The following is a 13,289-nucleotide window of genomic DNA, read 5'->3' as shown; positions in this document are numbered from 1 at the left end:
AGGAGCCCTCCATGACCGGCACGGCCACCCGATACCTCTATCTAGCCCGGCACGGCGAGGCAACACCGGACGAGAGCGAGCTCACGGAGAACGGCCGCCAGCAGGCCGTCCTCCTGGGCCGGCGCCTCCGGGACGCCCCGCTCGCGGCCGTCCACCACGGCCCGCTGCCCCGGGCGGAGCAGACGGCACGCCTGATCGGCGACCAATTGAGCGGCGACCCCCTGCACCGTTCGGAGGTCGCGGGCGACTACGTCCCCCATATGCCGCAGCGGGAGGAACTCCCGCCGGACTCGGCCGACTTGTTCCTCCGCTTCCTCTCCGGCGCCAGCGCCGAGGAGCGGGAGCACGGCCCCGCACTGGCCCGGCGGGCACTGGACCTGTTCACCGGGCCGGTGGACGGCGAGGAGGACCGGCACGAACTGGTCGTCACGCACAACTTCCTCGTCGCCTGGCTCGTCCGGGAGGCCATGTACGCACCGAAGTGGCGCTGGCTCGGCCTCAACCACTGCAACGCCGCCCTGACCGTCATCCGCTATGCGCCGGACCGGCCCGCCTCCGTCCTCTTCTCCAATGACATGCGACACCTTCCGGCCGAACTGCGCTGGACCGACTTCCCGCCCGAGTTTCATATATGAGTACACCCGCACATAGGGGGCCCACGGAGATCACTTCACGCCAACTCCGTCTCATATAAAGGCTATTGAGCGCAGGTGAACCGTTCACTATAGTCGGCACGGACACGGCCGGGCTGGGTCCGGGCATGCCTCATTTGGGAAGCAACTCCCCTTCGTGGTGCCCGATTTGGTACCGGCGAGAGCACCACTACGTAGGGGGATGAACCATGCGCATGAAGCGGACCATGGCACTCTTGGTCGCCGCAGCTGGTGTCACGATGGGAATGGCCACCCCGGCCAGCGCATACGCGTGCCCGACCGGCTTTTTCTGCCTCTACTACAACTCCAACCAGAACGGCGCCCGATGGTTCACGGACGTCGACGTACCCAATCTCGCCGGGGAAGTGTTCACCACGTGGGCCAACGGCGAGGGTCAGCTGGTGAAGAACAATGCCGCGTCGACCGAGAACGCCTCGAACTGGTGCTACCGGGTCTACTACAACTCGAACTACGCCGGCCCGTACGACACCGTTCACGCCCACTCCTCCCGGAACCTCGTGAACACGTACAACAACAACGCTTCCGTCCGGGACTGGATCTGCTGAGCATCGACACCTGAACCGGGGAAGGGTGCTCCGCAACCGCCATCGCGATTGCGGAGCACCCTTCCTTGTGCACCCTTCCTTGACACCCGTAGAGGAATCCAGTGAACGCGACCACCCCGTCCGCCAGAGCGTGCGCCGGCATGGCGGTGCTGCTGCTCCCGCTCCTGTCCGCGTGCTCGGCCGACACCGCCGGCCCCCGCGAAACCCCGCGCCGGACGGCGGCGAGCCAGCTCGCCGACAGCAAGGCCCTCAAGCTGCCCCTGGACGACTACCTCATGACCACGGTCGACGCGGGCACTCTCGCCCGGGGGCGCGATTCCCTCATGCAGCGATGCCTCACCGGATTGGGTGCCCCATATACCCCCAAAGCCCTGGGAAGCGCCGATATCGAAACGAACGAGCGGCGCTACGGCCTGGCCGATGCGGAGCTCGCGAAACAACACGGATATCACGTGCCAGACGTGAAAAAACCGACCGAAGACTACCCATCGTCGATCATGCCGCTCGTCAGGGGCGAGGTGCCCACGTACAACGGCGTGCCCGTACCGGAGGGCGGATGCTTCGGAGAGGCGCGGAGGGAACTTCACGAGGCCGAACTGCAAGACGCCTTGGACCTTCCCCAAAAGCTCAACGTGGAAAGCTACCAGAAGTCGCAGAAGGCGCCCGCGGTGATGAAAGCCACCGCACAGTGGTCGAACTGCATGAGGGAGTCCGGGCACGCCTACCCCGACCCCCTCGCCGCGATCAACGACAAAGAATTCGGCGCCGAAACCCCGGGAACCCGCGAGAAGGACGTGGCACTCGCCGACGTACTGTGCAAGCAGAAGGTGAACCTGATCGGTGCATGGTCCGACGCCGAGAGCGAATACCAGCAGTTCCTGATCGAGTCGAATTCGGCCGCTTTGGCGGGGCCGCTGCTCACCAAACAGAAAATCATGTCCGCCGCGAAGGCGGCGGCCGGCCAGTAGACCGGCCGGGTCGGTGGTGTGCACCTGCGCGCGCGTGGAGGCACCCTGGAAGGTGGGGGCACGCCGACGGGTGGGCGAGCCCCGGAACGGTGGTCGACCGTCTCCGCCCACACGTGGGGAGACGGAGCGGCGTCCGTCGGCCCGGCCACGGGCGAACCGGTTCAGCGAAGTGCCCTCGCAGACGTTCACCAACCGGTCGTTCTGGACCGCGGCGACGGCCTCGGGGTTCGTGGTGAACTCGCCGGTCAAGAACTGGGTGCTCGAGAACGACGCCGAGACGATCTTCAACAGGCTCGAGCGGCACGGTCGAACGTGGAAGGTGTACGTCGCCGAGCCGGACCGGTTCTCCATGACCGGCCTGATCCACTACCCGCGGCTCAAGGACCGCTTCGACACGCACTTCGTGCCGTTCTCCGAGTTCGAGACCGACGCCGCCGACGGCCACCTGCCCGACTTCTCGTTCATCGAACCGAGCCTGGTGCTCGGGCACGGGGACTACCACCCGGCGTTCTCGCGCGTCCTCGGCCACGGCATCGTGATCGGCGGCGCCGACCCGCCGTCCTCGATCCTGGGCGGCGAGGCGTTCCTGGCCCGGATCTACGACGCCTACCGGGCGATGCGGTCGCCGACCGGGTCGAACGTGTGGAACACGACCCTGCTGATCGGCTGGGACGAACCCGGCGGCACCTACGACCACGTTCCCCCCGGCCCGGTGCCGCCGCCCGACCCGTCCGCTCCGGCCGGACAGCTCGGCTTCGCGTCCGACCGCTCGGGCTACCGGGTTCCGGCCGTCGTGGTCTCCCCCTGGGTGGCCGAAGGCCAGGTGTTCAACGAGGAACACCGCCACACCTCGCTGATCGCGACCCTGCGCGAGCGGTGGGACCTCGGCGCCCCGTTCACCGCGCGCGACGCCGTCGCCCGGACCATCTCCCACGTCTTCACCCTCGACACCCCGAGGGACCCGGGCACCTGGCCCGTGCCGACCCCGCGTCCCGTGCCCCAGTACGTCGTGGACGCCCTGCTCGTGGGCAAGAGCCTCTCCACCCTGGGCAGGGCGGCTTTTGACGGGATCCGCAGCTTCGCGGAGCATCACGACCTCCGCATCGAGGGGCTCCCCGCCGATCCGAGCGCCGAGGTACCCCCGGCGCAGGCCCTGCAGATCATGCGTGACTTCCTCGCCATCCACTTCCCCCGCCTGGTACCACCCGCGTGACCCTTCCCGACCTCGCACCCCAGAGGGGGTCGTTCACGAGGGGCGGGCTGACCCCGGCGGATAGGGTCGATCGGGTTCGTACGGTCGCTGAGGCCCTGGTTAGGGGCACCGAGGAGTTGTCGATGCACGACCCCGACCCCCTGCACGGCACGCGGCTCGTCGCCTACGGGAGCGTGTCCACCCACCTGTCCCTGCTGAGCGACCGGCGGCTCGGCGACGTCGTGGCGGCTGCTTCCGCGGTCGGGTCCGGCATCGGCGGCAGGTCCGCGGAGCTGGACGTCGACGGGACGCGGGTCTTCGTCAAGAGGGTGCCGCTGACGGACGTCGAGACCCGGCCGGAGAACGTGCGGTCAACCGCGAACCTCTTCGGCCTGCCGATGTTCTACCAGTACGGCGTGGGCTCGGCCGGCTTCGGCGCTTGGCGGGAACTGGCCGTACACACCATGACCACCAACTGGGTCCTGGGCGGGGAGCACGCGGGCTTTCCACTGATGTACCACTGGCGCGTGTTGCCCGACTCCCCTCCCGAGGGCTTCGTGGACGAGTTCGGGGGCATCGACGGGGCGGTCGCGCACTGGGACGGCTCACCTGCCGTGCGCGAGTGGCTGGAGGCCATCGGCCGGTCCTCCCGCAGCCTGGTGCTCTTCCTGGAGTACGTGCCGCAGACGCTCGGCGCGTGGCTGCACGGGCGTCGGGAGGCCGCGGGGCCCGGCGGTGACGTCCCGTACTCGTGGGTGGAGGACGGCTTGGCGCAGGGAACCGCGTTCATAAGGTCCCGCGGGCTCGTGCACTTCGATGCCCACTTCCGCAACCTCCTGACCGACGGCCGGCTGATCTACTTCGCGGACTTCGGGCTGGCCCTGAGCTCGGGTTTCGAGCTCTCCGCGGTTGAGGAGCAGTTCCTCTCGGACCATCTCGCCTACGACCGCCACTACACGGCGAGCCATCTGATCCACCACCACCTCGTCGATAGCCTCCGGGGCGATACGCCTACGGACGCGTTCCTGCGGGGGTGGACCGAAGGGCGAAGGCCCGCTGGCGTCCCGCCCGAGATCGCGGCGGTCGTCGAACGGCATGCCCGGGCCACCGTGGTCCTGGACGGGTTCCACCACCGGCTGCTGTCCGAAAGCAAGCGGACCCCGTTCCCGGTCACTGAACTCGACCGTGCCGCCGGAAATTGAGGGAGCGCCAGTGTCCTGCACCGGGGCCGACTCCGGCTGACCGAGTCGGTCACCGGATCACCGCCGGGCGGCGCGGGTGCGATGACGGCGGTGGTAGGAGACGGTGACGGCGGCGAGGAGCGGCCCCCAGAGGAACAGCGGTAGGTACAGGATGCCGACCACGAGGCTTCCGGTGGGCGTCATGTCGTCGTGCGGAAAGGTCCACCACCACGGGGTGAAGGCCCAGAGTGCGGTCAGGGCCGCCGCGCCGAGGGCGGCGGGGACCACGGCTGCCATGGGGCGGACTCTTCGCCCTCCGATCAGCGGTATCCAGCGGGGCACGACCTCGCCCCACGGCCGTACCAGACCGATCGTGAGGAACGCCGCGAGCTCGCAGAGGACGCTGAGTGACAGCATCCATACCTTCGCGCCGATCGTATGGAAGCTCTCGAAGCCGACGTCGGTGTAACCGGCGGGGTACCCGAGCACCAGCGCGATACGCCACAGTCCGCTCGGCAGGACCACCCATGTCGTCAGGTGCGCAGCGCAGACGGCCCAGCGGGGCGGCGCCGCCGCGGAGATGACCGTCGAGTCGCTCGGTTGAAAGCTCATGCCACACATCGTCATGCGCCGCCCGACCGGCTTCATCAGCCTGCGCGGCCTACTCGGACGGCCCTGTGGAACGAGAGCGGGACGGCGGCCTCCCCCGCATGGGGGAAACCACCGTCATCCTCCGAGGCCACCGCCACGGATCCGAGTCGCCGGTCCTCCGCCCGCATCACGGTCAGCGGGTGCGGGACCGGGACGGGTCTCAGCCGGACTTGACCGGTACGGGCTTCAGTGCGGCCTTGGCGATCTCCTTGGCCTTCTGCTCACAGCCCCCGGGCTGGTACAGGCCGACCCAGACGACCAGATTGCCGTGCCGGACGGAGAGCGCACAGGTCCACTCGGTGGTGCCGGGGGACTCCCAGTACGCCCCGTCGCCGAACCCGAGGTTGTTCACCCGCTTCCCCCCGGCCGCGCTCGCGGCGAAACCGGCCTGCTGGAGCTTCGCGTTGGCGCTGTCCTCACCGCCCCGCTTGACGTCCCACCGGACCAGCGCGGTCCGCCGGCCGGCCAGCGCGTCGGACCACGTGCAGCTCGTGCGCACCTCGGTCCTGCTCGCGCTGTGGGAGTCCTCCTTGGCGTCCCGCCCGGTCAGGGGGAGGTCCTGGGTGGCCTTCTGGCAGGCCGGTACATCGGTGTAGGCCGCGGGACCGGAGCCTTCCGCCGACCGCCGGTCCAGGGTGTACGCGGCCACGCCGACACCCGTCGCCACCAGCACCCCGGCGGCCGCCAGGGCCACCGCCCGCGACCGCCTCCGGGGCGGCGGGGTCGACGCCGACTCGGTCGGCGCGACGGGCTCCGCGACCTCGGCCGCCCGCTCCACCACCGCATCGGGCGCCGGAACCTGCTCCGGCTCCGGCTGCGGTTCCTGCGGCACCTCCACGTCCACCGTGTCGCCGGACAGCAGCCGGTCGATGTCCGCCCGCTGCTCGGCCAGCATCCGGTACACGGCGGGCGGCCACTGCATGCCCGCGGGAGCGACCGGCCCGAGGAGTTCGAGCAGCTGCGCCGGGGTGGGCCTGGCCGCAGGGTCCTTGGCCAGGCAGCGCTCCACGATCCCGCGCAGCCCGTCGGGCACCGCGCTCAGGTCGGGGGCGGAGTGCACGACGTCGTAGAGCGTCTTGAGGGTCGAGGCCCCGGTGAAGGGGCTGCTGCCGGTGAACGCCATGACCAGCATCGATCCGAGCGAGAACACGTCGCTCGCCGGGGTCAGCGGCTTGCTCTCCGCCTGCTCGGGCGACATGAAGGAGGGCGAACCGATCACCCAGCCGGTGCGCGTCAGCCCGGTGTCGCCCTCGACCTCGCCCTCCGTGGCCCGCGCGATGCCGAGGTCGATGACACGGACCCCGTCCTCGGTCAGGAGCACGTTGTCGGGCTTGAGGTCCCGGTGGATCAGCCCCGCCCGGTGGATCTCCACGAGCGCCGACGCCAGCCCGGCCGCCAGCCGGTGGCCGACGGCCTCCTCCAGCACCCCGTCCGCCTTGACCACGTCCCCGAGCGAGGGCCCGGACACGAACACCGAGGCCAGCCATGGCGTCGGCGCGTCCGGGTCGGCGTCCATGACGGCCGCCGTGTACGCACCGGAGACCTTGCGCGAGGCCGCGACCTCGCGCCGGAAGCGGGCCCGGAAGCCCTCGTCGTCGGCGAAGTGCGCGAGCACCTGCTTGACGGCGACGAGCCGCCCGTCAGGCCCCGCGCACAGCAGTACCCGTCCCATGCCCCCTTGCCCGAGCACGCCGGCCACCTTGAACGGCCCCACGTGCGTCGGACCGGCCGGTCCTACGCGCTCCATGTCCCCCCGACTCCCTCCCCGTCGTCAGGGGCGGATCATACAGAGAGGGACTTCACGAAGGCCTGGAACACGGCCGGTTGAACGGTGAAGACGGGCCCCTCGGGGTTCTTGGAATCCCGGACGGCGACGAGGCAGGGCTGGGCGGCGACCTCGACGCACTGGCCACCGGTGTCGCCGCTGTACGAGGCCTTGAGCCAGCCGGTGTCACCGAGCGGGGCGCACTCGATGCAGTCGCCGCCGGTGTCGGAGCTGTACGAGGACTTACGCCACTGCGCGCCCGTCAGGTTCCGGATGGTGTCCATAACGCTCCTCCATTACGCGGGCGATCCGTGCCACCGAGTCCTCCAGGGACAGGGCGGCTGCCTGCAAATGATCGTATCGGAGCGAACCCTCCCTGAGAGCTTGCGGATTGGCCGTCATATGGCCCTGCACGAAGTCCTCGGTGTAGACGAGGTCGGGCTCGTCCTCGAACCGCAGGAGGTTGAACGTGCCAGGCAGCCCCGCATGGGCGCCCGCCTCGAACGGCAGGATCTGCACCTTCACCCACTCCCGCCGCTGTAGCTCCAGCAAGTGGGCGAGCTGATTCCTCATCACCTCGCGCCCGCCGATCTCCTGGTGCAGTACGGCCTCGCTCATCACCACCCACATCAGTGGCGGGTCTTCGCGGTCGAGGATCCGCTGCCGCTCCATCCGTGCGGCCACCTTCGCGTCGAGGTCTCCCTCGGTCCGCACCCCGAGCACGGCCCGCGCGTAGGCGGGGGTCTGGAGCAGCCCGTAGACCAACTGGGCCTGGAAGGTGGAGATGTACGAGGCCCTGGCCTCCATCTCCGCGTACGGCTGGAACCACGTCGGCAGCACGCTCCGCAGGACCAGTCCCACCAGCCGGGAGAAGAACCCGTCCGTGCCCAGCGCCGCGTCCACCCGCTCCGAGAAGTCCCGGGTCGGGACCCGCTTCGTCGTCTCGATCTGGCCGATCAGGGAGCCCGTACAGAAGATGATCTCGCCCAGCTGCGCCTGCTTCAGCCCGGCGGCCTCTCGCAGCCGTCGCAGTTCGTAGCCGTAGTAGTCCAGCGGCGAGGCGCTGGGATCGAGTTCGCGGATCTTGACCATGAGGTGGTCGCCCCCCAAGTTCACGCTGTTCGGCGTTCGTTTCGCCCTGTAGCCGAGCGTAATCAGCCGCATGCGCTCCGGTGGGGTGAATCACACACTCGGTCACGGTCGGTCAGAAGCAGTCGGCAGCCGGTCCGCTCACGTGCGGGGATAATGCTCTGCCGGACTGATCTTGTGGTGACGGGGGCCTGGCAGGTGCGGGAAGTGATCGAAGGCCGGTACGCGCTGGCCGAGTTGCTCGGCCGGGGCGGCTTCGGCGAGGTGTGGCGGGCCGAGGACAGCCGGGTGGGCCGCCAGGTCGCCGTCAAGATCGGCTATCCGCAGACGCCGGAGGACACCCGCCGCTTCGAGCGGGAGGCCAGCCTCGCCGGGAACCTCGCGCACCCCAACATCGCCACCATCCACGACTTCGGGCGCACCGAACGCGAGGGGCGCGACGCCGTCTACCTCGTCATGGAGCTGCTCCGCGGCCGCAGTCTGGCCGAGGTGCTGGAAGCCGGAGTTCCGCCGCTCGCGGACGCCCTGGAATGGGCCGGACGGATCGCGGACGCGCTGGGGGCGGCCCACGAGGCCGGGATCGTCCACCGGGACGTCAAGCCGGCCAACGTGATGGTCACCGACGGCGGGCTGACGAAGGTGCTCGACTTCGGCATCGCCAAGGCCGGTGGCGGCACCGGCGCCGCCACCACCACGACGGGGCTGACGGCCACCGGCATGGTCATCGGCTCCTTCCCTTACATGGCCCCCGAGCGGTGGACCGGCGGGGCGAACGGCGTGCCCGTCGACGGGCGGGCCGACCTGTACGCCCTGGGCTGCGTGCTGATGGAGCTGACGACCGGCTCCCGCCCCTTCGCCGCCGCGCGCGAGATGCACGAGCTGCTCGCCCAGCACCTCACGACCGCGCCGCCCGCGCCGAGTTCGCTGCGCGCGGGGCTGCCGGACGCGCTGGACTCCCTCGTACTGGAGCTGCTCGCGAAGGACCCGGCGGACCGGCCCGGGGACGCCGTCGAGGTGTCCCGGCGGCTGGCGGAGATCGCCCGGAGCGAGGCCCCCGTACCCGTACCCGAGCCGCCCGCACCGGCGGCCGCCTTCCCGCCCCCGCCGTCGTACGCCCCCACCGTGCACACCGCGGCCGGCGATCCGGTCCGCACGCTGCTGGAGCGCAGGCTGACGCAGCTGCTGGAGGACGAACCGGCCGACGTCGTGGAACGGCTGCGCATGCTGACCGGCGACCTGGCCGAGGAGCTCGGCGCGCAGGACGCCCTGACCGTGCGGGCCGCCTACCACCGCGTGATGCGGCTCCCGGGGCGGTCCAGGACGACCGATCTGGAACGCCTGCTGCCGCGCATGGTGCGGGTCCTGGGCCTGGAGCATCCGGACACGATCACCGGGCGCGCCGCCTGGGTCGGCGAGGCGGCGGCCTTCGGTTCGGGGGACGGCCGCCGCAGCGAGCAGGAGCTGCGCGAGATCATCGAGCAGGCGACGCGGGTGCTCGGCTCGCACGACCTGGTCACGCTGACCGCCCGCTACCACCTGGCGTCGGCCATGCACCGGGGCGCCCACCCCCGCGACGCCCAGTGGGACGCGCGCAGCCGGGAGCGCGCGCTGAGCGAGCGCGCCTGGCTGGGGCCGCTGCTGCCCGACCTGGAATGGGCCCTGACGGCCGACAGTCCCGTCCTGCTGGACGTGCGGCGCAGGCTGGCCCACGACGCCTGGCTGGTCGGTGACGCCGCCGGAGCCGCGCTCCTGTACTGGCGGCTCTTCCCCGACCTCGCCGAGCTCGCCGAACGCGGGAATCCGGAGGTGGCCCACCGGGTGCTCCGCGCCATCGGCGAGGCGGGCGATCCGGCGGCCGCCCTGGCACACCTGAACCCGTTGCTGCGCCGGCTCCCCTTCCTCCCCGGCATGCAGGACCTGGCCGACGAGGTCTCCGACACCCGGGCGGACTTCCGGCGGGCCGTACGGGAGCAGCGGCGGGCGGAGGGGACGGGCGGCGGGACGGGCGGCCTGTCCCGGCTGTTCGGCCGCTGACCGGGCGGCGGCGTACGAGCCCCACCCCGGCCGTAGCGTCCTACCAGCGGGTAGGGCACCATGGGCCGCCACACACGATCACCGCCGGAGGAACCATGGCCACCCCCAAGCCGGAGACCCTCGCCGCCTTCGAGGCCGCCAAGGGGTTCATGCCCGTACGCGAGGGCCTCGCCCTGTACGAGGCGGCCACCGCCGCCGGGGCGCTCGGGCTGCCGCTGCTGGAGGTCGGCACGTACTGCGGCCGCTCCACCATCCTGCTGGCCGACGCCGCGCGCGAGGCCGGCGTGGCGGCGATCACCGTCGACCACCACCGGGGCAGCGAGGAGCAGCAGCCGGGCTGGGAGTACCACGACCCGACGGTCGTGGACCCGGAGGTCGGGCTGATGGACACGCTGCCGACCTTCCGCCGGACCCTGCACAAGGCCGGGCTGGAGGACCACGTGATCGCGATCGTCGGCCGGTCCCCGCAGGTCGCGGCCACCTGGGGCGGCAAGCTCGGCTTCGTCTTCATCGACGGCGGCCACACGGACGAGCACGCGAGCGGCGACTACGAGGGCTGGGCCCCGCACGTCGCGGAGGGCGGCACGCTCGTCATCCACGACGTCTTCCCTGACCCGGCCGACGGCGGCCAGGCCCCGTACCGGATCTACCTGCGGGCCCTGGCCTCCGGCGCCTTCGAGGAGATCTCCGTCACCGACTCGCTGCGCGTCCTGCGGCGCACGGGCGCCGGAATCTAGGCCTTGTCTTCCGGCTCTTGCCGGACCCGGACTTCCCGGCACCGCGCGCAACGAGGCACTATGCGGTGTGATCTGTGATGTCTGCGACCATGAGATGCGCCGAATACCGGTGAATGAACCGCCGACGCGGTGGGACATGAAGGTGAAGGAACGCTGGTTCTGCCCCTGGTGCTACGCCTGGACCGAATTCGGATACGACCCGCGCGAAGTCTCGCGACCGCAGTACGGCTACATATCGTGGGGGCGGGCGGAATCCCCGCAGCTCCCGGAGGACGTCGCCCACGCGTACGACGCGGCGTACGCGTACTCCGCCGATGGCGTCGGTGCGACGCTGTGCGGCATTGCCCACGAGGGCCTCGACGCCTCGCCGTACCCGTTCGTGGCCAAGTGGCCGAATGCCTGTGAGGCGTGCAAGGAGGCCGTTGCGGTCATCGACGAGCGCTGGCCCCTCGACATGCGGAACGACAACAGGGTCTCTCCCGCCCCGCCTCCGGGATCCGACTGGCCGCCTTTCTAGGTCGCTCCCTTCGGAGCCCTTCAGATCTCTTCTACCGGTGACCCGCAGACAGGGGAGCATGACGTGAATGTTCTGCGCACTCGCACCATGTCCGCATTTTTGACTCTCGGAGCGGGTGCGCTGATCGGCGCCCTCGGCGCCCTCGCCGGCAAACTCGACGGCCCGATCTTTCACGTGGTGAACATCGTGTTCTCCGGAGGATGGTCGTGGGCGTGTTTCGCCTTCCTCGTCGGGTACACCAGGAAATCGAAGGTGGAGTCCGCCTGTCTGGCGTCTTCGGCATTGGCCGTCGGTGTGGTCGTCTACTACCTGCTCAAATGGCTGAGTCCCGTCGCGCCCATCGGGATGACGGCCGACGGGACGGTCGGGGACGGCGTCTCGTCGGGAATCCTGTTCTGGGGAATTGCCGCTTTCTTATTCGGCGCCCCGCTGGGCCTGTTCGGAAATCTGGCGCGGATCCCCGGAATCGGCGGGCTTCCGTTCCGCCTCCTCGTTCCGCTCATCGTCTACTTCGAAACGTCTACCCGGCTGGAAGTGGAAGCGGCCACCGCGGGAAGATTCGTCGAAATGACCTGGAGCACGATCCGTGTGATCGCCGTCCTCGCCGCCCTGGCTCTCGTGGGGCACACGGCGTGGGAGTGGGTGCGCTCGGCGCGCGGGCGTGAACGCCGGACCTGATCCGCCCCTATGAACGCCGGGCATACCATCGCACCACGCCTTCGGATGGCCTACGGTCCGGACGAGCGGCGGGAGGCGGGTCTAGCATCGCGGCGTGCGCAACGACAACAGCCCCCCGCCCCCCGAGTCCGGCTCCTCCATCGACCCGGACCGGTCCTGGTTCACCCGACGCGCCACGCTCGTCGTCGGGGTTGCCGCGCTCGCCCCGGCCACTCTGGCGGGCTGGGTCCTGACCCAGGCGTTCGCCGGGACGGGGTCCGACGGACCGTCCCGCTCGACGCCGCCGTCCGCCTCGCACTCGACCCTGTCGCCGGGCCAGCGGGACTCGAAGCCGGGCTCCGCGCCCGCCGAGGGCGCGAGCGCAAGTACCAGCGCGAGCACGAGCCCCAGCGCCAGTCAGAGCACCACCGCGGCCGCACCCGCACCCGCCAGGGGCCCGCTCGCCGGCAAGACCGTGGTCGTCGACCCCGGTCACAACGCCGGGAACTTCGAGCACACCGACGAGATCGACCAGCAGGTCGACATCGGCACGGGCCGCAAGGAGTGCGACACGACCGGCACCACCACGAACGCCGGTTACAAGGAGGCCGACTTCACCCTCGACGTCTCCCGGCGCCTGCGGACCGCCCTTGAGGCCCAGGGGGCCAAGGTGGTCCTCACCCACCAGGCCGACCGCCCGTGGGGGCCCTGCATCACCGAGCGCGCCCGCATCGGCAACGAGGCGAAGGCCGACGCCGTCGTGTCCGTCCACGCCGACGGGGTCTCGGCGGGCAACCGGGGCTTCCACGTCATCCTCCCGGCCAAGGTCAAGGGCGGCGCCGCGGACACCGCGAAGATCGTCGGACCGTCCCGGGAGCTGGGCGAGCGGATCGCCGGGAACTTCGCCCGCACCACCGGCTCCGCGCCCGCCAACTACCTGGGCAGCGGTACCGGTTTGGTCGTCCGTGACGACCTCGGCGGACTGAACCTGTCAACCCAGCCCAAGGTGTTCATCGAATGCGGCAACATGCGTGACGCCAAGGACGCGGCGCAACTGACGAGTCCGGAGTGGCGGCAGAAGGCGGCTCAGGGCATCGCGGACGGCATCGTCGGATTCCTCGGCGGGTAGTACCCCTCGGGAGTCCGGCGGGACCACCCGCCGCCCCGATCATCTCGGCCGTGGGAAACCTCCGTACCATGGTGCCGCCCGCCCTGCTGCAGGCACGTTCTGCGACCGCGGCACCACGAGACGACGACCGAGACCGAGAAGGACACCTAA

At 70.4% G+C, this 13,289-nt stretch carries 14 protein-coding genes; 10 read left to right on the top strand and 4 right to left on the bottom strand.

Annotation, left to right across the window (positions count from 1 at the left end; genetic code table 11):
• Window positions 1-11 precede the first annotated feature (11 nt).
• The 5 genes from ACIQK6_RS32995 to ACIQK6_RS32975 all read left to right on the top strand — a co-directional run bounded on the left by ACIQK6_RS32995 (window position 12) and on the right by ACIQK6_RS32975 (window position 4,581).
• Entirely contained in the window at window positions 12-635 is a 624-nt protein-coding gene (locus ACIQK6_RS32995) for a histidine phosphatase family protein (protein ID WP_402696299.1), read from the top strand.
• Between the two features lie 224 nt (window positions 636-859).
• Window positions 860-1,219, top strand: a complete 360-nt coding sequence (locus tag ACIQK6_RS32990; RefSeq protein ID WP_329102509.1) for a peptidase inhibitor family I36 protein — start codon at window positions 860-862, stop codon at window positions 1,217-1,219.
• 101 nt (window positions 1,220-1,320) lie between these two features.
• Window positions 1,321-2,187 carry a hypothetical protein gene (locus tag ACIQK6_RS32985; RefSeq protein ID WP_329102507.1) on the top strand — a complete coding sequence of 289 codons (867 nt, stop codon included), beginning with the start codon at window positions 1,321-1,323 and terminating at the stop codon, window positions 2,185-2,187.
• Between the two features lie 169 nt (window positions 2,188-2,356).
• A complete protein-coding gene (locus ACIQK6_RS32980; RefSeq protein ID WP_402696298.1) occupies window positions 2,357-3,400 on the top strand; it encodes an alkaline phosphatase family protein in 1,044 nt (347 codons plus the stop codon).
• A 122-nt stretch (window positions 3,401-3,522) separates the two neighbouring features.
• On the top strand, window positions 3,523-4,581 hold the full coding sequence (locus ACIQK6_RS32975; protein WP_402696295.1) for a protein kinase family protein: 1,059 nt from the start codon (window positions 3,523-3,525) through the stop codon (window positions 4,579-4,581).
• Window positions 4,582-4,638: 57 nt separating this feature from the next.
• On the opposite strand, the gene ACIQK6_RS32970 is transcribed toward ACIQK6_RS32975, so the two are convergent.
• From ACIQK6_RS32970 to ACIQK6_RS32955, 4 genes are all read right to left on the bottom strand, one after another.
• Window positions 4,639-5,172, bottom strand: coding sequence for a hypothetical protein (locus ACIQK6_RS32970; protein WP_402696293.1), 534 nt, complete (start codon window positions 5,170-5,172; stop codon window positions 4,639-4,641).
• Window positions 5,173-5,371: 199 nt separating this feature from the next.
• Entirely contained in the window at window positions 5,372-6,958 is a 1,587-nt protein-coding gene (locus ACIQK6_RS32965) for a serine/threonine-protein kinase (RefSeq protein WP_402696291.1), read from the bottom strand.
• A 35-nt stretch (window positions 6,959-6,993) separates the two neighbouring features.
• Window positions 6,994-7,260 carry a DUF397 domain-containing protein gene (locus tag ACIQK6_RS32960; protein WP_402696289.1) on the bottom strand — a complete coding sequence of 89 codons (267 nt, stop codon included), beginning with the start codon at window positions 7,258-7,260 and terminating at the stop codon, window positions 6,994-6,996.
• Entirely contained in the window at window positions 7,220-8,068 is an 849-nt protein-coding gene (locus ACIQK6_RS32955; RefSeq protein ID WP_402696351.1) for a helix-turn-helix transcriptional regulator, read from the bottom strand. Before ACIQK6_RS32955 ends, ACIQK6_RS32960 begins: the two co-directional genes overlap by 41 nt.
• Before the next feature lie 204 nt (window positions 8,069-8,272).
• On the opposite strand from ACIQK6_RS32955, the gene ACIQK6_RS32950 reads away from it, so the two are divergent.
• The 5 genes from ACIQK6_RS32950 to ACIQK6_RS32930 all read left to right on the top strand — a co-directional run bounded on the left by ACIQK6_RS32950 (window position 8,273) and on the right by ACIQK6_RS32930 (window position 13,139).
• Entirely contained in the window at window positions 8,273-10,099 is a 1,827-nt protein-coding gene (locus tag ACIQK6_RS32950) for a protein kinase (protein ID WP_402696287.1), read from the top strand.
• A gap of 95 nt (window positions 10,100-10,194) precedes the next feature.
• Window positions 10,195-10,836, top strand: coding sequence for a class I SAM-dependent methyltransferase (locus ACIQK6_RS32945; protein ID WP_402696285.1), 642 nt, complete (start codon window positions 10,195-10,197; stop codon window positions 10,834-10,836).
• Window positions 10,837-10,972: 136 nt separating this feature from the next.
• Complete coding sequence (locus ACIQK6_RS32940) at window positions 10,973-11,353, top strand: hypothetical protein (RefSeq protein ID WP_329102493.1); 381 nt, start codon at window positions 10,973-10,975, stop codon at window positions 11,351-11,353.
• Between the two features lie 63 nt (window positions 11,354-11,416).
• Window positions 11,417-12,031: a hypothetical protein gene (locus tag ACIQK6_RS32935; RefSeq protein ID WP_329102491.1), complete on the top strand. Its 615-nt coding sequence runs from the start codon at window positions 11,417-11,419 to the stop codon at window positions 12,029-12,031.
• A 94-nt stretch (window positions 12,032-12,125) separates the two neighbouring features.
• On the top strand, window positions 12,126-13,139 hold the full coding sequence (locus tag ACIQK6_RS32930) for an N-acetylmuramoyl-L-alanine amidase (protein WP_329102489.1): 1,014 nt from the start codon (window positions 12,126-12,128) through the stop codon (window positions 13,137-13,139).
• Window positions 13,140-13,289 lie beyond the last annotated feature (150 nt).

This window comes from Streptomyces sp. NPDC091682 (assembly GCF_044756625.1).
Lineage (GTDB): Bacteria > Actinomycetota > Actinomycetes > Streptomycetales > Streptomycetaceae > Streptomyces.
This window is presented reverse-complemented; position numbering and strand designations above follow the sequence as displayed.